Source organism: Aeromonas sp. 130281 (genome assembly GCF_056642115.1).
Genome location: NZ_JBWVQS010000003.1, coordinates 194,851 through 214,484, shown reverse-complemented (window position 1 = coordinate 214,484; position 19,634 = coordinate 194,851). Strand labels below are relative to the sequence as shown.

At 63.4% G+C, this 19,634-nt stretch carries 18 protein-coding genes; 6 read left to right on the top strand and 12 right to left on the bottom strand.

Annotated elements, in window-relative coordinates; all coding sequences use genetic code 11:
- From AC1IN8_RS10845 to nudF, 8 genes are all read right to left on the bottom strand, one after another.
- Entirely contained in the window at positions 1–867 is an 867-nt protein-coding gene (locus AC1IN8_RS10845) for an efflux RND transporter periplasmic adaptor subunit (RefSeq protein ID WP_247627317.1), read from the bottom strand.
- Positions 860–1,102, bottom strand: a complete 243-nt coding sequence (locus AC1IN8_RS10840) for a DUF1656 domain-containing protein (protein ID WP_139438791.1) — start codon at positions 1,100–1,102, stop codon at positions 860–862. The genes AC1IN8_RS10845 and AC1IN8_RS10840 overlap by 8 nt, the downstream gene beginning before the upstream one ends.
- 93 nt (positions 1,103–1,195) lie before the next feature.
- Positions 1,196–1,597 carry a GFA family protein gene (locus tag AC1IN8_RS10835; protein WP_139438794.1) on the bottom strand — a complete coding sequence of 134 codons (402 nt, stop codon included), beginning with the start codon at positions 1,595–1,597 and terminating at the stop codon, positions 1,196–1,198.
- Between the two features lie 38 nt (positions 1,598–1,635).
- Positions 1,636–2,259 (bottom strand): NUDIX hydrolase, encoded by a 624-nt coding sequence (locus AC1IN8_RS10830; protein WP_139438796.1) that lies wholly within the window; start codon positions 2,257–2,259, stop codon positions 1,636–1,638.
- 2 nt (positions 2,260–2,261) lie between these two features.
- On the bottom strand, positions 2,262–2,849 hold the full coding sequence (locus AC1IN8_RS10825; protein WP_479758850.1) for a YqiA/YcfP family alpha/beta fold hydrolase: 588 nt from the start codon (positions 2,847–2,849) through the stop codon (positions 2,262–2,264).
- A 9-nt stretch (positions 2,850–2,858) separates the two neighbouring features.
- The gene (gene cpdA / locus AC1IN8_RS10820) at positions 2,859–3,677 is read right to left on the bottom strand and encodes a 3',5'-cyclic-AMP phosphodiesterase (protein WP_247627320.1); all 819 of its coding nucleotides are present in this window, start codon (positions 3,675–3,677) and stop codon (positions 2,859–2,861) included.
- A 27-nt stretch (positions 3,678–3,704) separates the two neighbouring features.
- Complete coding sequence (locus tag AC1IN8_RS10815) at positions 3,705–4,151, bottom strand: DUF1249 domain-containing protein (protein WP_025325573.1); 447 nt, start codon at positions 4,149–4,151, stop codon at positions 3,705–3,707.
- A gap of 84 nt (positions 4,152–4,235) precedes the next feature.
- Entirely contained in the window at positions 4,236–4,877 is a 642-nt protein-coding gene (gene nudF, locus AC1IN8_RS10810) for an ADP-ribose diphosphatase (RefSeq protein ID WP_043132558.1), read from the bottom strand.
- Between the two features lie 307 nt (positions 4,878–5,184).
- Here nudF and tolC point away from each other — a divergent pair, with 307 nt between their 5' ends.
- Positions 5,185–6,510, top strand: coding sequence for an outer membrane channel protein TolC (gene tolC / locus AC1IN8_RS10805; protein WP_139438805.1), 1,326 nt, complete (start codon positions 5,185–5,187; stop codon positions 6,508–6,510).
- A 108-nt stretch (positions 6,511–6,618) separates the two neighbouring features.
- On the opposite strand, the gene hldE is transcribed toward tolC, so the two are convergent.
- On the bottom strand, positions 6,619–8,046 hold the full coding sequence (hldE, locus tag AC1IN8_RS10800) for a bifunctional D-glycero-beta-D-manno-heptose-7-phosphate kinase/D-glycero-beta-D-manno-heptose 1-phosphate adenylyltransferase HldE (RefSeq protein ID WP_106885090.1): 1,428 nt from the start codon (positions 8,044–8,046) through the stop codon (positions 6,619–6,621).
- A 252-nt stretch (positions 8,047–8,298) separates the two neighbouring features.
- Between hldE and lpxL the strand changes: the two genes are divergently transcribed.
- The gene (lpxL, locus tag AC1IN8_RS10795) at positions 8,299–9,222 is read left to right on the top strand and encodes an LpxL/LpxP family Kdo(2)-lipid IV(A) lauroyl/palmitoleoyl acyltransferase (protein ID WP_479758849.1); all 924 of its coding nucleotides are present in this window, start codon (positions 8,299–8,301) and stop codon (positions 9,220–9,222) included.
- 62 nt (positions 9,223–9,284) lie between these two features.
- Here lpxL and AC1IN8_RS10790 read toward each other — a convergent pair whose 3' ends face one another.
- The 3 genes from AC1IN8_RS10790 to AC1IN8_RS10780 form a co-directional block, all read right to left on the bottom strand.
- Positions 9,285–11,264, bottom strand: a complete 1,980-nt coding sequence (locus tag AC1IN8_RS10790; protein ID WP_479758927.1) for a bifunctional 2',3'-cyclic-nucleotide 2'-phosphodiesterase/3'-nucleotidase — start codon at positions 11,262–11,264, stop codon at positions 9,285–9,287.
- A 127-nt stretch (positions 11,265–11,391) separates the two neighbouring features.
- The gene (lysE, locus tag AC1IN8_RS10785; protein WP_479758848.1) at positions 11,392–12,012 is read right to left on the bottom strand and encodes an L-lysine exporter; all 621 of its coding nucleotides are present in this window, start codon (positions 12,010–12,012) and stop codon (positions 11,392–11,394) included.
- A 264-nt stretch (positions 12,013–12,276) separates the two neighbouring features.
- The gene (locus AC1IN8_RS10780) at positions 12,277–13,059 is read right to left on the bottom strand and encodes a LuxR family transcriptional regulator (RefSeq protein WP_005324972.1); all 783 of its coding nucleotides are present in this window, start codon (positions 13,057–13,059) and stop codon (positions 12,277–12,279) included.
- 64 nt (positions 13,060–13,123) lie between these two features.
- Here AC1IN8_RS10780 and AC1IN8_RS10775 point away from each other — a divergent pair, with 64 nt between their 5' ends.
- The 4 genes from AC1IN8_RS10775 to AC1IN8_RS10760 all read left to right on the top strand — a co-directional run bounded on the left by AC1IN8_RS10775 (position 13,124) and on the right by AC1IN8_RS10760 (position 19,628).
- Complete coding sequence (locus tag AC1IN8_RS10775) at positions 13,124–13,750, top strand: acyl-homoserine-lactone synthase (protein WP_479758847.1); 627 nt, start codon at positions 13,124–13,126, stop codon at positions 13,748–13,750.
- 242 nt (positions 13,751–13,992) lie between these two features.
- On the top strand, positions 13,993–14,892 hold the full coding sequence (locus AC1IN8_RS10770) for a LysR family transcriptional regulator ArgP (RefSeq protein WP_479758846.1): 900 nt from the start codon (positions 13,993–13,995) through the stop codon (positions 14,890–14,892).
- A gap of 86 nt (positions 14,893–14,978) precedes the next feature.
- The gene (locus AC1IN8_RS10765; protein ID WP_479758845.1) at positions 14,979–17,015 is read left to right on the top strand and encodes an exoribonuclease II; all 2,037 of its coding nucleotides are present in this window, start codon (positions 14,979–14,981) and stop codon (positions 17,013–17,015) included.
- A gap of 684 nt (positions 17,016–17,699) precedes the next feature.
- Positions 17,700–19,628: a PTS mannitol transporter subunit IICBA gene (locus tag AC1IN8_RS10760; protein ID WP_139438819.1), complete on the top strand. Its 1,929-nt coding sequence runs from the start codon at positions 17,700–17,702 to the stop codon at positions 19,626–19,628.
- The last annotated feature ends 6 nt before the right edge of the window (positions 19,629–19,634 follow it).

Here is a 19,634-nt window from a genome sequence, read left to right as displayed (position 1 = left end):
CTATTCCCCTATGGTGATGGTGCAGGTGGTGCCCGCGATCAGGGCAAGCCCGGGCGGTACTTCCAGCAGCTTGATCCGCACCGGCACCCGCTGGGCCAGCCGCACCCAGGGCACGTTTGGCTTGACGTCGAGCAGCAGCCCCTCGCTCCCCTCCAGGCTCTGATCGTGAATGGCGCGCCCTATGCTCTCCACCTCCCCCTTGAGCGCCTGCTCCCCGCTGTAGAGCACCATGCGCGCCGGTTTGCCCGGCGCTATGTGCCCGAGCTTGGTCTCTTCGAAATAGCCCTGCACGTAGAAGGAGTGGATGTCGACCAAAGCCACCAGGGGCACCCCGGCGCTGGCGTAGTTGCCGACCCTGGCCTGCAGGTTGGTGATGTAGCCGTCGCTGGCGGCGTGCACCTCGGTTCGCGCGAGCGACCATCTGGCCTGCTCCAGATTGGCCTGGGCCACCTGATAGGCCGCCTTCATCGCCTGGGCATTGAGCCTGGACTCGTCGACCGCCTCGGCGGAGATGACGGTGCGGGACAGCCCCTGGCGACGCCTGGCCTCGTGCTCCGCCTTGTCGAGATCCGACTTCGCCTTGGCCAGGGCCGCGTTGGCGTTGTCCAGGGCAATCCGGTAGGGCACGGGATCCAGGCTGAAGAGGACGTCCCCCTTCTTCACCAGCTGGTTGTCCTTGATCCAGATGCTGACTATCTTGCCCGACACCTCGGGGGTGATGCTGACCAGCTCGGCCCGCACTTTGCCATCCCGGGTCCAGGGGCCCTGCATGTAGTAGTTCCACAGCCACCAGAGCGACACCAGCGCCAGGGCGCAGACCAGCAGGGTGGAGAAGTATTTGAGGGTTGCCAGGGGTGATTTAGCCATGTAGCAGTATCCAGAGTGCGCCACTGACGGCGAGGATAAACAGGGAGAGATCCATCAGCAGGGGGTGCCAGACCTCACCGCCGTAGAGCCAGTCCCGCAGCAGGTGGTGCACCGGCAACCAGCCGAGCAGGCCGAGCAGCACCGCCTTGAACAGGGGCGGAAAGTAGAGCGAGGCCCCCAGGATCAGATCCGGCAGCGCTGAAGCAGTCGTCACGGGCAGGCTCCCGGTTGGCAAGAGGAGAAGAGTGGCAATGGCCCGCCAGAGGGCAGGCAGACCAAGGTTAACACAGCCATTTCGGCGGCTACAGAAGCAGATGGCCCCCTGGTCTCATTCCGCCCTGTCGGCCGGGTGGTTGATGCCGTCCCGCAGCGGCACCTCCCCCAGCGCGAACGGATTGACCCCCTCGAGGCAGGCGAGGTTGTAGCCATACTCGGCCGGATTGGAGCGGCGCTGGTGGTGGGTGTAGATGCCGCAGACCCCGCAGAAGTAGTGCTTCGCGGTGCGGGTGTTGAACTGGTAGCAGCGCAGTGCCTCCTCCCCCTGCAGGATGCGGATGCCGGAGAGCGGCACAGAGGCGACTATGGCCCCCCGCCGCCGGCAGAGGGAGCAGTCGCAGCGGCGGGGATCCACCACGCCGTCCGGCAGACTGAGCTCCAGCACCACGGCGCCGCAGTGGCAGCTGGCCCTGTGTTTCGCCTGAATGGGGGTATTGCCGATGCGCTTGATCATGTGGCCTCCTTGCCGCCGGGCCCAGTGTCCCGGGAGTGTCAGTCAAACAGGGTGTGGCGCCGCCCCTGCCGCACATGGTCGTGCAGGCTGCGCAACTGGGATTCGACCACCCGGTGGCGGGAGAGCTCGGGCAGGGCGTCGATGGGGAAATAGGCAGCTCCCCGGGTCTCGTCAGTCTCGGTGAGCAGCGATCCGCCCGTCACCTCGCACAGAAAGAAGGCCTTGTGGGCATGGGGCAATTGCGGGGGATGGGGGTGCTTGAGCTTGTCGAACAGGGCCAGCAGCTGCACCGCACGGCACTCCAGACCTGTCTCCTCCACCACCTCGCGCACCACGGCGCCCGCCGGCGAGTCGCCGATGTCGCACCAGCCCCCAGGCAGGGTCCAGAGCCCGTCGCTGCGCTCCTGCACCAGCAGGAGATGACCGTCGTCGTTTTGAATAAAGGCCCGCACATCCAGCTTGGGGGTGGGGTAGCCGTCATCCAGGGCGATCCACGAGGCGATGGCCTCGGGCGCCAGCTCGCTCTGGCTGGCGATGAGGGCCACCGTGGCCGCCCTGAGCGCCTCGAAGCGGGCAATATCGAAGGGATCCTGGGAGTAGGTGAGGCCCGCTTGCGCCGTGGCCAGCACCTGTTCCAGAAAGGCGGCCAACGGCGGTTGCACGGCTAGAGCCCGAGGAAACGAATGATCTGGGCCGGATAGCGCTCGAAGCCGACGAAGGCGTGGTTGCCGCCGCACTCCAGGGAGAGGCGGGCAAACTCGTATTCCCTCAATGCCTTGCGATAGTCGAGCACCTCATCCTCCTGCTGCTGCAGGATCCAGAGCCGCTCGGGGGCGCGCACCGGCACCGCCAGCGCCCGCAGCTCGTCCATGTGGGTCGGCAGCAGCTCGTAGCGCTCGTCGGTATAGGGATTGACCTGGGGGCCCAGGTAGTCGCAGAGCAGCTCGTGAGGACGCACCGCCGGGTTGATCAGCGCCGCGCGGCAACCATGCAGCTCGCTCACCCGGGTCGCCATAAAGCCGCCGAGGGAACTGCCCACGGCACCTAGCCTGAGCTGGCCATCATGGCGAGCCCTGGCCTCGGCAATGACGCCCTCGATGGCTTCCCAGGCCGCCGCCGGGGTATTGGGCTGGGCCGGGATGAGCACTTCGATGTCGGGCCTGTGCTCGGCCACCCAGGCCGCCATCTGCTGCGCCTTGGCCGAGCCGGGGGATGAATTGAAACCGTGCAGGTAGAGGAGTACGGGCTTCATGGCAACGCCTCAGTAACCGGTGGCATCGGGGTCGGGCACGAACTGCCCCACCGGCAGCCGCCACACCTGGCTGGCAATGCGGCCATCCGGATGCAGGGTGAGATAACGCCAGCCCGGGCCGGACTCGTCCAGGGCGAAACCGTCGGAGAGCGGCTTGAACTGGATGCAGGTGGAGGGGCTGGCGATCAGCCTCACCCCGCGGTGCACCTCGTCAAACTCCTGATGCACGTGGCCAAACAGAATGGTTTTCTGCTGCGGGTGGCGGGCCAGCACGGCGAAGAGATCGTCGGCATTCTTGAGATTGTGCTGATCCAGCCAGGCGCAGCCCACCGGCACCGCCTGATGGTGCAGGGCGATGAGTGCGTGGCGCTCGGGATGCTGGCGCAGGGCGCTGTCCAGCGCCGCCAGCTGGTGATCGCCGAGCACCCCATGGGGTTTGCCGCGCACCTGGGTATCGAGCAGGATCACCTGCCAGTGGTCCCCCACCAGCTGCTTGGCCTCGCTGATCCCGGCGGCATGCAGGTATTCGGTCATCAGGGGGCCGTCATCGTGGTTGCCGGGCAACCAGTAGATGGGGCGCGCCAGCGGGGCCATCATGGAGGCGAACCGCTGATAGGATTCCGGGCTGTGATCCTGGGAGAGATCCCCGGTGGCGAGGATCAGATCGAACGGATGCGCGTTGGCCTGCACCTGCTCCAGCACGGCGGCCAGGCTATCTGCGGTTCGCACGGCCAGCAGTCGTCCCTCGGCACTGGCGAAGAGATGGGTATCGGTAATCTGTAACAGGCGCACACTGCCGTCCGGCGCCTGAGGTAGCTCTGTTTCCAAAATCACGCTTCTTTTTTATGGGTTCGACTAGAGGATGTTGATCAGGCTGGTGCCATGTTTGAGACAAAATCTTAGCCAATCGGCCAGGAATAGATTTACCTGCTCTTTTTCATCCCTGTGGTGCATTTTTTTATTGGGATAATCATAACGTGGTTGCAACATTGAAATCTGTTGCGCCGCACACACTTCCGCCATCCGCACGTCGTGATACAAACGAATCTCGATGCGAGCCTGCAAGTAGCTCGGCAACTCGGGATTGTGCTGGGCCAGGATCACCTGGCTGGTGAAGCGGCTCTCTTCGCTGACGGTGAGCTGGAACTGCAGGCCGTTGCCCACCTGATAGCGGCGCTCCGCCCCCACGCTGCCGCCGGGGGGCAGCAACTTCATCAAGGCCATGTAGTTCACCTCGCAGGTGCGTTGCAAGGACATCAAGTCAGGCACATAGCGCTTCATCGGGCTCTGGACTAATGGCATATCCCGGCTCCATCAATCAGGGTCCATAGTGAGTTGACCTCGCAGGCAGGAGGCAGATGGCGCCAGGCGTAAACGAGCACCACCTCAGCGCCCCGCCAGCCAGCGGGCCTGCAGCTCGCCATGATTGAGGGCCAGCCATTGCAGGGCGATGACGGAGGCGGCATTGTCGATGCGCCCCTCTTTGAGCCAGGCGTAAGCCTGCTCGCGGCTCACCACATGGACCCGGATGTCTTCACCCTCTTCCGCCAGACCGTGGATCCCCGCCGCCTGGCTGGCATCCACCTCCCCCACATAGACCTCGATCCGCTCTGTGCTGCCACCCGGGCTCACCAGATAGCTGATGGCATGCTCGCAGCGCCCCACCTCGATGCCTGCCTCTTCCACCGCCTCGCGGCGCACCACGGCTTCGGCGGTCTCCCCTTCATCTATGATGCCGGCCACCAGCTCCAGCAGCCAGGGGGTGGGGCTGGTCTCGATGGCACCGATGCGGAACTGCTCCACCAGCACTATCTGGTCCAGCACGGGATCATAAGGCAGCAGCGCGGCCGCATGGCCCCGCTCGAACAGCTCGCGGACTATGGGCTCATTCCAGCCACCGGCAAATAACCTGTGTTGCAGGCGATAGACGTTCACTTTGAAAAAGCCGTTGTATCCAGATGATTTATCGATGATTTTCACATCATCACCGGAATAGTGACTGGTTTGAGGCAAGGCTTGCTGTGACATACGAGACTCCTACCAGCTTGACTTGGCTTGGTTTGACCATAATATTCGGGGGCATGAATGAACATTCATTCACTCGCTCTCGCCGACGATGAGGGATGGATTTTAGCAGCCACAGGACATTTGGCTAGGCGCGTTGCCGAGAAAACTCGCCCTGACTCTTGACGTTCCTGTCGCAGGAAAAGAGACAGTTCGCAATGAAATCTGCATGTAGTAGAGTGGTTAAGCTGAAATCAAGCTTGGTCGGTGACAATCCCCTCCCTCATCCAGCGGACAGCTTTGGGTTGATAAATAAGGTTAAAAATATCATATGAAAAGAACACTCTTGTCAGTCATGGTGATGCTGGGTGTGAGCAGTGCCGCTCATGCCGAAGACCTGCTCGAAATCTACCAGCAAGCCCAGATCAAGGATACCCAGCTGCTGGAATCCAAGGCCAAGCGGGACCAAGCCTTCGAGAAGATCAACGAATCCCGCGCAGCCCTCTTGCCACAGATCAATCTGGGTGCTGGTCTGAACTACCTGCAGAACAAGGACGATACCCAGACCAACAGCGGCGCCACCGGCTCGGTGACCCTGGATCAGTCCATCTACCGTCGCAGCAACTGGGTCAACCTGGACCTGACCGAGAAGAGCGCCACCCAGTCCGACGTGGCCTACAACCTCGAGTACCAGAACCTGATGCTGCGTACCGCCCAGGCCTACTTCGACGTGCTCAAGGCGATGGACACCCTGGAGTTCGTCCGTGCCAACAAGACCGCGGTAGAGCGTCAGCTGGAACAGACCCAGCAGCGCTTCGAAGTGGGCCTGACCGCCATCACCGACGTGCATGAAGCCGAGGCCGAGCGCGATCAGGCGCTGGCAGACGAGATCAATGCCGAGAACACCCTGGACAACAGCTACGAGAGCCTGCGCGAGCTGACCGGCATCGATCATCGCCAGCTGGATGTGCTCAACACCGAGCGTTTCGCCCCGCAGAAGACCCCGTTCAACTCCGACAAGTGGCTGGAGCTGGCACTGGACAAGAACCTTGAGCTGCACAGCGCCCGCATCGGCAAGGACATCGCCAAGGAGCAGATCGATCTGGCCAAGACGGGCCACGAGCCGACCCTGGATCTGGGCGCCGGCCTCACCGCCGGTTACAACGACTACAAGGACGAGATCCGCAACCCCGAGAGCAACAGCAATCAGGGCAATGTCGGTCTGAACTTCAACCTGCCGCTCTACACCGGGGGCGCCACCACCTCCCAGGTCAAGCAGGCCCAGTTCAACTACGTGGCCGCCAGCGAGCAGCTGGAGCGCAGCTTCCGCTCGGTGCAGAGCACGGTGCGTTCTTCCTACAACAACGTCAACGCCAGCATCGGCTCGGTGCGCGCCTACAGCCAGTCCGTCATCTCCGCCGACAGCGCCCTGAAGGCGACCGAGGCCGGCTATGAAGTGGGTACCCGGACCATAGTCGACGTGCTGGACGCCACCCGCAAGCTGTACCAGGCCAAGCAGAAACTCTCCGAGGCCCGCTACAACTACATCCTCAGCATCCTCTCCCTCAAGCAGGCCGCCGGCATACTGGAGCAGAAGGATCTGGAAGACGTGAACCAGGGCCTGATGCCCGCCGCCCAGGTGACGACCAAGTCCTGAGCCAAATTCACGGCATGAAAAAAGGCGACCTTGTGGTCGCCTTTTTGCTGCCTGCTTGCCCCTCGCCAGGGCGAGTGATCAGGCACCTCCGGCCGAGGCCGGAGGTGCTCAGCCGCGCTCGCGTATGGTCTTGATGATCTCGCTGGTGGAGCAGCCGTCCTCGAAGTTCAGCACCCTCACCTCGCCGCCGTTGGCGGTCACTTCGGCATAGCCGGCGATCTCTTCGGGCTTGTAGTCGCCCCCCTTGACCAAGAGGTCTGGCAGGATCTCGGCGATCAGTCGCTGGGGCGTGTCCTCACCGAAGGGTACCACCCAGTCCACGGCACCCAGGGCCGCCAGCACCGTCATGCGGCGCTCGGTCGGGTTGACCGGACGACCCGGCCCCTTGAGGCGGCGCACGGACTCATCGGTGTTGACCGCGACTATCAGGCGATCTCCCAGCTTGCCGGCATTGGCCAGGTAGGAGACGTGGCCCGCGTGCAGGATGTCGAAACAGCCGTTGGTCATCACCACCTTCTCGCCGCGCAGGCGGGCGGCCTGCACGGCCACCTTGAGCTGGGCCTCGGACATGACGCCAAAGCCGGTCTCCTGCTCGGTGTAGAGGGCGTTGGCCAGCTCCACCGGGCTCACTGTGGAGGTACCCAGCTTGCCCACCACTATGCCGGCGGCTGTGTTGGCCAGGGCGCAGGCCTCGTCCAGGCTCATGCCGGCGGCCAGGGAGGTGGCCAGGGTGGAGATGACGGTATCGCCGGCACCGGTGACGTCATAGACTTCATGAGCCTGGGCCGGCAGGTGCAGCTCGGGCTGCCCTTCGCGGATCAGGGTCATGCCGTTCTCGGAACGGGTCACCAGCAGGGCGTCCAGCTCGAAGCGCTTGACCAGCTCCAGCCCCTTGGCGACCAGCTCCTCTTCGCTCTTCACCTTGCCCACCACGGCCTCGAATTCGGACATGTTGGGGGTCAGCAGGGTGGCGCCGCGATACTTCTCGAAATCCGTCCCCTTGGGATCCACCAGCACAGGGATGCCGGCGGCGCGCGCGCGGGCAATCATGCCAGGCACGTCGTTCAAGGCGCCCTTGCCGTAGTCGGAGAGGATCATCACGTCGGCCCCTGGCAGCGCCTGCTCCACCTTGCCCATCAGCAGGCTGGCGTCCACGTCGTGGAAGGCCTCTTCGAAATCGAGGCGCAGCAGTTGCTGGTTGCGGGACAGCACCCGCAGCTTGGTGATGGTCGGGTAGTCGGTCAGACGAACGAAATCACAGGCGACCTTGACCCCTGCCATCTGGCCGGCCAGGGCATCGGCGGCCTCATCCTGACCGGTCAGCCCGAGCAACACGGCCTGGGCACCCAGGGCGGCGGAGTTCAGGGCCACGTTGGCGGCGCCACCCGGGCGCTCCTCGATGTGCTCGACCTTGACCACGGGCACCGGCGCCTCGGGGGAGATGCGGCCGGTGGGGCCATGCCAATAGCGATCCAACATGACATCGCCAACGACCAGAACGCGGGCTTTCTCAAACTCGGGCAGGGTGATTTTCATCTGTATCGGCTCTCAAAACCTGAAAATTTCAGCGGGCGATTTTATCACACTCTTTTCCGGGACGTGAAAAAAGCACTGCCATGCCCGCCACGGCACTTTCCGGCCGACCCCTCTGACCAGGTGATGGCGATTCGCACCCGCCCCCGTTTTTCGGATAGAATCCCCAGATTGCGAGTGACAGCCTGTCCACGGGCACCGATACCCCGTGTCGGCTGGGCTCCCTCCCTTGCCTTTGTGAACAAGAGACTCTTCATGGCCCAAGAACATGCTCCCCGCCTCGAACCCCGTCTGTTCCATCCCCGTTACTGGGGCAGCTGGTTCGGTCTGTGCCTGCTCTGGCTGCTGGTGCTGCTGCCCTGGCGCAGCCAGATGTGGCTGGGTCGCCAGCTCGGCACCCTGGCCCGCAAGGTATTGAAATCCCGCGTCAAGATTGCCCGCCGCAACCTGGAGCTGGCGATGCCCGAGCTCAGCCGGGATCAGCGGGAAACCCTGCTCAAACAGAACTTCGAGAGCGTGGGCTGCGCCATCTTCGAGGTGGGCATGGCCTGGTTCTGGCCGGATTGGCGGATGCGCCGCCTGATGAAGGTGGAAGGGGAAGAGCATGTCATCGACGCCATCGAAAAGGGTCAGGGCATGCTGCTGCTCTCCTGCCACTTCCTCACCCTTGAGCTCAACGCCCGCTGCTTCGGCCTGGTGCGGCCCGGGGTCGGCGTCTATCGCCCCAACACCAATCCGGTGCTGGAGTATGCCCAGTACCACGGTCGCTGCGCCTCCAACAAGTACCTGGTGGATCGCATGGACGTGAAGGGGATGATCAAGGCGCTGCGCAACGGCGACGCCCTCTGGTACGCGCCGGATCACGACTACGGCAGCCACGCCAGCGTCTTCGTGCCCTACTTCGCGGTGGAGCAGGCGGCCACCATCACGGGCACCGCCACCCTGGCCAGGGTCAAGAATACCGTCACCCTGCCCTGCTACAACATCCGTACCCATGAGGGCTACACCCTGCATATAGGGGCGCCGCTGGAAGACTACCCAAGCGGTGACGACCTGGTCGATGCCGCCCGCGCCAACCGCGAGATTGAAGCCGCCGTGCGCCGTGCCCCCGAGCAGTACATGTGGCTGCATCGCCGCTTCAAGACCCGCCCCAACCCGGAGGATCCGGGTTTCTACTAAGCCCGCCCCCACGAAAAAGCCCTCGCACTGCGAGGGCTTTTTGTTGTCTGCCCGAGGCTGCCTTACTGGCGGATCAGGCGGTAGATGGCGTAGCCGGGATGCTTGGCGTCACTCATCGGCAGGGTGGACTGGTACGCCAGATCCGCCCCCGCCAGGGCCTTGGCCTCCTCACCCGGGGAGGAGTAGAGCCGCACGTCCACGCCTGCCGGCAGCGCCTTCATGTGCCAGTTGTTGTTGGCCGCCGGGCTGAAGCCCGCCGGATTGGCAGCAGACTGGGACTTGAGGTACTGGGCGATGATCTCCCGCGTCTCGAAGGGATCTTCGTGCACTATGTTGCTGCCGTCGATGCCCGGGAAGTGACCGCCGCCGCTGGCGCGGTAGTTGTTGGTCACCACGTAGAACTTCTGGGCCGGATCCATGGGCTGGCCGTTGAAGGTGAGGCCGCTGATGCGTTGACCGTCGCTGACCTTGAGCCCCTCCTTGCTGTAACGGGCCGGCTGGGTGATGTCCACCTCGTAGCTCACCCCGTCGATCACGTCGAAGTTGTAGGTGGGGAAGCTCTCGTTCACCAGCCACTGCACCTCTGTCTTGCCTGTGTCTATGCGGTTGAACTGGCCGGCACTCATCTCCAGCCACTCCTTGACGGTGGCCCCGTTCACCTCGACCACCTGCAGGGTGTTCGGATAGATGTAGAGGTCGGAGACGTTGCGCAGGGAGATGTCCCCCTGGGCCACATAGGTGAAGTCATTGATGCCGTTGCGACCGCCACGGAAGGGGGCCGCCACCGACAGGATCGGGTAGGGCTCCTTGAGCAGACCGTCTTTTTGCAGCTGCTCGGCGTGCTGACGCTGGGCATCGCTCACCAGTTGCACCGAGGGGTCGTCCTGCACCAGGGCGAAGAAGCTGTGGATGGGGGAGGTGATCTTGCCAAGGGGCTCGTCCAGCCACTGGTTGGTGGCGTCGTGATCCGCCTGCACCAGGTCCACCACCCGCTGATCCACGGCGCTGCCCTCGCTGGAGTCGATCTTGCGCAGGCTGGCCTGGCTCTGCTTCACCTGCCACTTGCCGTCCACCTGTTCCAGCTTGAGGTCTATGATGCCGAGGTGATTGCCCCAGTAGCCGGGCATCACGGTCGGAATACCGCTCAGGGTACCGGTCTGGTTGTCCACCTCGGGCAGGTCAGGGAAGTCGCCGGGGAAGTTCTTGTGGGCATGGCCCAGCATCAGGGCATCTATCCCCTTCACCTTGGCCAGGTGCCAGGCGGAGTTCTCCATCATGGCCTCGTAGCTGTTGGCATTGATGCCGGTGTGGGCCACCACCACCACCAGATCGGCCCCCTTGGCGCGCAGCTCGGGCACATAGTGGTTGGCGGTCTCGACCATGTCGGCCACCACCACCTTGCCTTCCAGATGGCGCTTGTCCCACTGCAGCACCTGGGGCGGTGTCAGACCCAGGATGCCGACCTTGACGGTCTGTGACTGGCCCTTGTCATCCGTTACCTGGCGCTCCAGCAGCAGATAGGGGGTGAACTTGTTGCCGCTCCAGTCGATTTGCCCCTTGGCGTCGCGCTTGAAGGCGCCCGCCTCGAACACGTTGGCGTTCACATAGGGGAACTCGGCCCCCGCCAGCACCTTGCCAAGGTAATCCAGGCCGTAGTTGAACTCGTGGTTGCCGAGGTTGCCCGCGTCATAACCCAGCTCGTTCATCGCCTTGAACACCGGGTGGGCCTGCTTCTCGAGATATCCGGCACCGGACTGCTCGAAGATGTAGTCCGCCAGCGGCGTGCCCTGGATCAGGTCACCGTTGTCGAGCAGCAGGTTGTTGGGGTTCTCGGCGCGAGCGGCGCGGATCAGCAACGCGGTACGGGAGAGGCCGAACTTGCGATCCTCCTTGTTCTGGTAGTAGTCATACCCCAGCACGTTGGAGTGGATGTCGGAGGTCTGGATCAGGCGCAGGGAGACTGTCCCCGGCTGCGCCTTGCTGTCATTTTCATTGCTGCAGGCAGTCAGCAGCACGATGGCGGCGATTGCCCCCAGCTTCATGGAATTATTCACTGTCTTTTCCCTTTTATTATGAGTAACGCTTTACCAGCGCCGGGAATTTAACAGACGAATATGTCAGCAGATGACACCGGGACTCATTTTTATGAAGCCCGGCACAAAAATAGCCTTATGAGGCCAGCAGAGCCCCGCTGGCCAACTTGACCGCCAGCACCAGCATTGTGATACCAACAACCATATCAATGACTTGCTGCACCCTGCTCCGGGCAAGCCAGGGAGAAAGCGCCGCCGCCCCGACCGCCAGCCCGTAGAACCACACCAGGGAGGCCAGCATGGCCCCTGCGGCGAAGGCGGGCCGCAGATCCTCGGCAAACTGGCTGCCGAAGGAGCCGAGCAGCATCAGGGTATCCAGATAGACGTGGGGGTTGAGCAGGGTCACCCCCAGCGTCATGGCCAGCACGCTCTTGACCCCCATCAGCTGGGGAGAGTCCGCCAGGGCAGCCCCCTGCCCGCGCCAGGCACTGCCAAGGGAGCGCACCCCGAACCAGCCGAGAAACAGCACGCCGCCCCAGGTCAGCAGCGCCAGGCCGATGGGGCTGGCCGCCAGCAGGTTGGCACCGCCAAACACCCCTATGCCGATCAGCACGAGATCGCACAGGCAGCAGAGGGTCGCCGCCAGCAAATGGTGGTTGCGGTGAATGCCCCGGCTCAGCACGAAGGCGTTCTGGGCACCTATGGGGATGATCATGGCAAGGCCGAGGGTAAAGCCTTGCAGTGTGGTCGCGAACATGGACAAACCTTTGTGTGGGAGATCTGGGGGCACTATAAGGGGAGGCGTGAAATCAGAGAAATTCATTCATTTTCTGATGCATTCATAAAACTGATGAGACGGGGCAAAAAACGACATCTGACAGGCTGTCAATTGCAGGATCTGACAATTGTGGCCCCGGGGGCCCGCCCCGAGAATCGCCGGAGTGACAGGATCGGCTTGGGGCAGTGGGTAATGGCGACAGAGGAGAGGCCGGGCGACAGGTCAGCGTCACCCGGCCGGCATTCACTGCAACAGTCTGGGGAAGTTGGTGACCACGACCTGCTCCAGATTCGGCAGCAGTATGCCGCTGCTGACCCCCTTGGCGATGGCCTGGTAGCGATTCATCGACCCCGTCTTGCGGGTGACCTGGTTGAGGTGGTAGTTCACGGTGCGTTCGGTGATCCCGAGGATGCAGGCGATCTCCCCCGATGTCTTCCCGTCGCTGGCCCAGAACAGACACTCGGTTTCTCTTTCCGTCAGGGCCTCCTGGGGATCATCCTCCCTCATGCTTTGGCGCACTATCCGGATCGCCGCCTCGAAGATGTAGTTGGACATCCAGGAGAGGATGGGCGACGACTCCAGCAGCAGGTCGCTGGACGCCCGCTCCCGGGTGATGAACGACAGTATGCCGTTCTCCCCCGCCGCCCCGTGCAGCGGAAACGAGATGCCGTTGCGCAGCCCGAACTCCGCCGCCAGCCCCATCACGTCCATGCTCCCCTCTTGCAGGAAGCGCGCCTTCTCGTCCAGCCGGTTCCAGTAGATGGGCAGGGTCTGCGTGCGGGCGAGCTGGATGATGGGATCGCAGGCCAGCATGTTGTTCACCGTGTAGGCCTGCACCCAGGAGTCCGGGCACTGGTTGAACAACACCACCTTGGGCCTTTGCATCGACATGGGCAGGATGAGCGCGAATCGATAGTAGTCGTAGCCCATTCCCAGGGTGAAGCGGCCGATCAGCTCGGCCAGCCGGTTTCCATCCGTTACCAGCGTGAAATGTTCCAGATACTCAAGCAGTTGGTCGCGTGTCATAGGCTAGCCTCCCCTGGCCAAGGCCTTGGATTATAGCGCCTAACCATGAAATGGAGAGACATGAATGCTTGTTTTCAAAGGAAAATTGAAAGAACACCCCAGATGGGAGGTCGAAAACGAGCTTTATCGCTTTCGCAAGCGCGTCTTCTCCGATCGGCTCGGCTGGGACGTGGAATCCCACCGGGGTCTGGAGCGGGACAGCTTCGACAAGCCCGATACCCACTGGGTGCTGATTGAAGATGAAGAGGGTCTGTGCGGCTGCATCAGGCTGCTCAGCTGCGCCCAGGACTACATGCTGCCCAGCATCTTTCCCGGTGCCCTCGCCGGCGAGCGTGCCCCGCGCGGCGCCGATGTCTGGGAGCTGACCCGGCTCGCCATCGATGCCGGCCGCGCACCCGCGCTCGACAACGGCATCAGCGAGCTGACCTGCGTCATCTTCCGCGAGGTCCATGCCTTCGCCAGGGAGCAGGGGATCCGGGAGCTGGTGGCCGTGGTCAGCCTGCCGGTGGAGCGCATCTTCCGCCGCCTCGGCCTGCCCATAGAGCGGCTCGGTCACCGTCAGGCGGTGGATCTGGGGGCCGTGCGCGGGGTCGGGATCCGCTTCCACCTGGACGAGCGCTTCGAGCGTGCCGTCAGCCGTCCCCTGCGGGGGCAGTACGCTACGGCCGGGGAACTGCTCGGCATAAGCTGACCCCATAAAAAAGTCCCGGGCTGACACCCGGGACCAAAACTCTCGCTATGGCCCGTTTCCACCCCATGCAAAAACGGACCAAATGAGTATCTTATGAATCTCACTCTGTCGCTACTGTCACATCTCACAGTGACAGCACCCGTATGCCCCTCCACGCAGTGCCCGCCGTCTTGCCCGGTTGTTCTCCCGCCGTCACTCCAGTAGCATCCTTGCTCAATCCCCCTCTCTGATAAGGAGTGCTGATGAAGACGCTGGACTACAAGCTGCTGCTGGCGCTGGATGCCGTGATGCAGGAGCAGAACTTCGAGCGCGCCGCCCAGCGTCTGCACCTCACCCAGTCCGCCATCTCCCAGCGCATCAAGCAGCTGGAGCAGCAGTTTGCCGAGCCGCTGATCATCCGCAGCCAGCCCCTGCAGGCCACGGCCCTCGGGCAGAAGCTGCTGGCCCACTACCGTCAGGTGCGCCAGCTGGAGCTGGAGCTGGCGGGGGAACTCTCCCCCAGCGAGCCCCAGGCGCCGATCCGGGTCAGCATCGCCGTCAACGCCGACAGCCTGGCCACCTGGTTCCTGCCCGCCCTGGCGCCGCTGCTGGCGCAGCACCCCATAGAGCTGAACCTGCTGGTGGATGACGAGAGCCGCACCCTGGATCGGGTGCGCGAGGGACAGGCGTTCGGCGCCGTCAGCCTGCAACCCCAGCCGCTGGCAGGCTGCTGCGTCGACGAGCTCGGCGAGATGCGCTACCTGCTGACCGCCAGCCCCGCCTTCGTCGCCCGCCACTTCCCCCAGGGGCTCACCCCGGCGGCACTGGCCAAGGCACCGGCGGTCGCCTTCGATCAGCGCGACGACATGCACGTCAGCTTCATGGCCCGCCACTTCGCCCTGGCCCCCGGCGGTTACCCCTGCCACACGGTGCGCTCGTCGGAGGCCTTCGTCGCCATGGCCGAGCAGGGGCTGGCCTGCTGCCTCATTCCCGAGTTGCAGATCCGCCAGCAGCTCGCACAGGGGCTGCTGCTCGATCTCAGCCCGGATCTCCACCTGGTCGAGCGCCTCTACTGGCACCGCTGGGTGCTGGAGCGGGGGCTGCACAAGCAGATCTCCTTGCGCCTGATCGAGCAGGGCCGCCGGGCACTGCAACCCCGCTGAGCGGGCCATTCACCTTGGCTTTGGAGGGGTAAAAACGTATAGTGCTGGGCGATTCTTCATCAGGTCTCCACTCAGGTTCCTCACTTATGTTCCAAGACAATCCGCTGCTGGCCCAGCTCAAGCAACAAATCCGCGAAAACATCCCCAAGAAAGAGGGTGTGATTCGCGCCTCCGATCGGGGCTTCGGCTTCCTGGAGGTCGATGAGAAGACCAGCTATTTCGTGCCGCCTCCCTACATGAAGAAGGTGATGCACGGTGACCGGGTGAGCGCCCTGATCCGTACCGAGAAAGAGAAGGAAGTGGCCGAGCCGGATGCCCTGCTGGAACAGGCCGTGGTCCGCTTCGTCGGCCGCGTCAAGATGTTCCGCGACCGCCTCAACGTGGTGCCTGATCACCCCCTCATCAAGGACGCCATCAAGGCCCGCGCCAAGAAGGGTCTGGACGAGAAGTCCTTCAAGGAAGGGGACTGGGTGGTGGCGACCCTCAAGCGCCACGCCCTGGTGGATGGCAACTTCTCCGCCGAGATCACCCAGCTCATCGCCGACAAGGACGATCACAACGTGCCCTGGTGGGTAGTGCTGGCGCGCCACAACCTGGCCCAGATCGAGCCGGCGGACCTGCCCGAGTGGAACGTCATCGAAGAGGAAGAGCTGCCCCGTCGCGATCTGACCCAGGTGCCCTTCTTCACCGTCGACGGCGCCAAGACCAAGGACATGGATGATGCCCTGTCCATCCGCAAACTGGACAACGGCTGGGAGCTGCTGGTGGCCATCGCCGACCCGACCGCCTACGTGGCCGAAGGCAGCGAGCTGGACCAGGAAGCCGCCAAGCGCGCCTTCACCGTCTACATGCCGGGCCGCAACGTGCCCATGATACCGCGCACCCTCTCCGACGAGCTCTGCTCCCTGAAAGAGGGCGAGGAGCGCAACACCCTGTGCGCCCGCCTGCTGATCGCCGAGGATGGCCTGCTGCTGGAGGAGACCGAGTTCTTCGCCGCCCGCATCGTCTCCCATGCCCGTCTGAACTATGACGACGTCTCCGACTGGGCCGAGCACGGCAAGGAGCTGACCATAGATGCCGGCGTCCTGGCCCAGCTGCCGCTGATGAAGGCGATGACGGAGGCGCGGATCAAGTGGCGCACCGAGCACGCCCTGGTGTTCCCGGACCGTCCCGACTACGACTTCGAGTTGGGGGAAAACGGCGCCGTGCTGGCGATCCACGTGGAGCCTCGCCGCATCGCCAACCGGATGATCGAGGAGTCGATGATCGCCGCCAACATCTGCGCCGGTCGCGTATTGGGCAAGAGCGTCGGTTACGGCATCTTCAACGTCCACACCGGCTTTGACGAGGAGTCTCTCGACGGCGCCATCGATCTGCTCAAGAGCGCCGAGGCGCCGTTCGAGAAGGAAGAGATCGCCAGCCTGTCCGGCTTCTGCGCCCTGCGCCGCTGGATCGACAGCCTGGACACCCGCTGGCTGGACGGCAAGATCCGCCGCTTCCAGAGCTATGCCCTGATGTCTGCCGAGCCGGGCGCCCACTACGGCCTGGGTCTGGATGCCTACGCCACCTGGACGTCCCCGATCCGCAAATACGGCGATATGGTCAACCATCGCCTGCTCAAGGCCGTCATCGCCGGCAAGGCCCCGGGTGAGCGTCCGAGCCAGGAGCTCACCGAACACCTGACCGAGTGCCGCCGTCTGCACCGCAGGGTGGAGCGCGACATCGGCGACTGGCTCTATGTCCGTTACCTTCAGGCCGCCGCCGGTACCGATCAGGTGTTCAACGCCGAGATCATCGACGTGATGCGCGCCGGCCTCAAGCTGCGTCTGCAGGAGAACGGCGCCGTGGTCTTCATGCCCGCCCGCCACATCCTGGACAACAAGGACAGGCTGGAGTGCAACTGGGACAACGGTCGCGTCTACCTGGACAAGACCGAGGTGGTCTATGAGCTTGGCCAGATCATCGAGGTGAAGCTGACCGAGGCGGTGGAAGAGACCCGCTCCCTCATCGCCAAGCCGGCGGTGGCCCTGGTGCCGGGTCCGGCCCCGGAAGCACCGGCGGCCGAAAGCCCGGCAAGCGAGAGCGGCGAGGCGGCGGCCGACGCGGCCCCCAAGGCGGAATAAGCCCCGCCCCCCTGCATGCCAAGAGCCCGCAATACTGCGGGCTTTTTTTATGGGCGCGGCAACCCGGCAGAAACATCAGGAAGGTGAATGGGCGGGGTCTGCCTCTGCTTGCATCTGTGTCGACCCCCCTGCCGACACTCTCATCTTGTCGCTGCGGGCATTGGCAGGCGTCGCCAGAGAGGCCAATCAGGGCCTGCCAAAGGAGGCGGGACAGAGCCCGACTGGCCGAAAGTGCGGGGAGCAAAACTGAAAGTGGGTTACAAAACCACTGATTCATTGATTAGTAGTTGATGATGGCGCGAGATCCATCGTCGTTACCCTCTGATCTGGCGCCACCAGACGTGCTCCAATTGGCTACAAATGATGGCTTTGTGACAGGAATCACATTGACACAGGGTTTGCGCAAACAACAAAAGGTGATGCGCATCACATTAAAATGCCGTTCACGATGGGAAAGATCGAAATGTAGCCAAACTACAGCGCCTGAATGTGATCGGCGTCACTGTGTTGGGAGGGGGGAGGTCGGGGTATTTGAGAGCTGGGTCACAAGACACCCCGTTTTCAGCCTAATTTGATCACAAGCTGGTAGATTGAAGTTGCTTAGACGACAGGGATGGGGGTTCGGCAAAACCCGTCATCCCGACTACCACTTTTAATCACACAGGCTTAAAACGGGGTCCCGACATGTTATCACCGGATACCAAAGTCAAGATACAGAATTTTGGACGCTTCCTGTCCAATATGGTCATGCCCAACATAGGCGCCTTCATCGCCTGGGGTTTCATTACCGCCCTCTTCATCCCCACCGGCTGGCTGCCAAACGAAACCTTGGCCAAGCTGGTCGGCCCCATGATCACCTACCTGCTGCCCCTGCTGATTGGCTATACCGGCGGCAAGCTGATCGGGGGTGAGCGGGGTGCCGTGGTCGGTGCCATCACCACCATGGGCGTCATCGTGGGGACCGACATCCCCATGTTCATGGGCGCCATGATGGTCGGCCCGCTGGGTGGCTGGGCCATCAAGCGCTTCGACAAGGCGATGGAAGGCCGGGTCAAAAGCGGCTTCGAGATGCTGGTCAACAACTTCTCCGCCGGCATCATCGGCATGTTGTGCGCCATCCTCGCCTTCTTCGTGATCGGTCCCTTCGTCAAGGTGCTCTCAGGCGCCCTGGCCGGCGGTGTCGACTTCCTGGTCGCCCACAGCCTGCTGCCGTTGACCTCCATCTTCGTCGAACCGGCCAAGATCCTCTTCCTGAACAACGCCATCAACCACGGCATCTTCTCGCCGCTGGGGATCCAGCAGGCCACCGAGCAGGGTCGTTCCATCTTCTTCCTGATCGAAGCGAACCCGGGTCCGGGTCTGGGGGTGCTGCTGGCCTACATGGTGTTCGGCCGTGGCGCCGCCAAGCAGTCCGCCGCCGGTGCCTCCATCATTCACTTCTTCGGTGGCATCCACGAGATCTACTTCCCCTATGTGCTGATGAACCCGCGCCTCATCCTGGCGGTGATCGCCGGTGGCATGACCGGGGTCTTCACCCTGACCCTGTTCAACGCAGGTCTGGTCTCCCCCGCCTCCCCGGGCTCCATCTTCGCCGTGCTGCTGATGACGCCGAAAGCCTCCCTGATCGGGGTGCTGCTCTCCATCATCGCCTCCGCCACCGTCTCCTTCCTGGTCGCCGCCGTGTTCGTCCGTGCCCAGCAGCCGGAAGCCGACGAGGCCGATGCCCTGGGTGAAGCCACCCGCAAGATGAAGGCCATGAAGAGTGCCAAACCCGAGACCACAGCGGCCAAGAAGCCGGGTGCCGAGCTGACCGCGGTGCGCAATATCGTGGTCGCCTGCGATGCGGGCATGGGCTCCAGCGCCATGGGCGCCGGCATGCTGCGCAAGCGGGTGCAGGCCGCCGGTCTCGACATCAGCGTCACCAACCGTGCCATCAACAACCTGGACGACCAGGTGGATCTGGTCATCACCCACAAGGATCTGACCGACCGTGCCCGCCGTCATGCGCCCCACGCCCGGCACATCTCCCTCTCCAACTTCCTCGACAACGCCCTCTATCAGGAGCTGGTGCAAAACCTCAGCCTGGCCAATGCGGCCAACGACGACGTGGCCAACCCGCAACTGCTGGTGGCGGCCAACGACGACAGCTACGAGCCGCAGGCCGCCGAGGTCTTCACCCTGAGCCTTCAGGACGTGCATCTGGGCCTCAAGGCCGAGAGCAAGGAGGCCGCCATCCGGGCTGCCGGCAAGCTGCTGGCGGAGCGGGGCTATGTGGCGCCCGACTACGTCGACGCCATGCTGGAGCGCGAGCAGCTGGTCTCCACCTACCTCGGCGAGTCCATCGCCGTGCCCCACGGCACCATAGCCGCCAAGGAGCACGTGAAGCGTACCGGCATCGTCATCTGCCAGTACCCGGCCGGGGTCGCCTTCGGCGAGGCGGCCGATGAAGTGGCCCGCCTGGTGATCGGCATCGCCGCCCGCAATGACGAACACATTCAGGTCATAACCCGCCTGACCAATGCACTGGATGAACCCGGTCTCATCGACCGGCTGGCCAGCACCCAGGATCCCCAGGAGTTCCTGGATCTGCTGGGTGCCGAACAGGCTGCCTAATCGTCC

What these genes read in the sequence shown, in the direction of transcription:
- AC1IN8_RS10845 (WP_247627317.1), bottom strand. Translation starts at nt 867, where the DNA reads ATGGCTAAATCACCCCTGGCAACCCTCAAATACTTCTCCACCCTGCTG.
- AC1IN8_RS10835 (WP_139438794.1), bottom strand. Translation starts at nt 1,597, where the DNA reads ATGATCAAGCGCATCGGCAATACCCCCATTCAGGCGAAACACAGGGCC.
- AC1IN8_RS10825 (WP_479758850.1), bottom strand. Translation starts at nt 2,849, where the DNA reads ATGAAGCCCGTACTCCTCTACCTGCACGGTTTCAATTCATCCCCCGGC.
- AC1IN8_RS10815 (WP_025325573.1), bottom strand. Translation starts at nt 4,151, where the DNA reads ATGCCATTAGTCCAGAGCCCGATGAAGCGCTATGTGCCTGACTTGATG.
- nudF (WP_043132558.1), bottom strand. Translation starts at nt 4,877, where the DNA reads ATGTCACAGCAAGCCTTGCCTCAAACCAGTCACTATTCCGGTGATGAT.
- tolC (WP_139438805.1), top strand. Translation starts at nt 5,185, where the DNA reads ATGAAAAGAACACTCTTGTCAGTCATGGTGATGCTGGGTGTGAGCAGT.
- hldE (WP_106885090.1), bottom strand. Translation starts at nt 8,046, where the DNA reads ATGAAAATCACCCTGCCCGAGTTTGAGAAAGCCCGCGTTCTGGTCGTT.
- lpxL (WP_479758849.1), top strand. Translation starts at nt 8,299, where the DNA reads ATGGCCCAAGAACATGCTCCCCGCCTCGAACCCCGTCTGTTCCATCCC.
- AC1IN8_RS10790 (WP_479758927.1), bottom strand. Translation starts at nt 11,264, where the DNA reads ATGAAGCTGGGGGCAATCGCCGCCATCGTGCTGCTGACTGCCTGCAGC.
- lysE (WP_479758848.1), bottom strand. Translation starts at nt 12,012, where the DNA reads ATGTTCGCGACCACACTGCAAGGCTTTACCCTCGGCCTTGCCATGATC.
- AC1IN8_RS10780 (WP_005324972.1), bottom strand. Translation starts at nt 13,059, where the DNA reads ATGACACGCGACCAACTGCTTGAGTATCTGGAACATTTCACGCTGGTA.
- AC1IN8_RS10775 (WP_479758847.1), top strand. Translation starts at nt 13,124, where the DNA reads ATGCTTGTTTTCAAAGGAAAATTGAAAGAACACCCCAGATGGGAGGTC.
- AC1IN8_RS10770 (WP_479758846.1), top strand. Translation starts at nt 13,993, where the DNA reads ATGAAGACGCTGGACTACAAGCTGCTGCTGGCGCTGGATGCCGTGATG.
- AC1IN8_RS10765 (WP_479758845.1), top strand. Translation starts at nt 14,979, where the DNA reads ATGTTCCAAGACAATCCGCTGCTGGCCCAGCTCAAGCAACAAATCCGC.
- AC1IN8_RS10760 (WP_139438819.1), top strand. Translation starts at nt 17,700, where the DNA reads ATGTTATCACCGGATACCAAAGTCAAGATACAGAATTTTGGACGCTTC.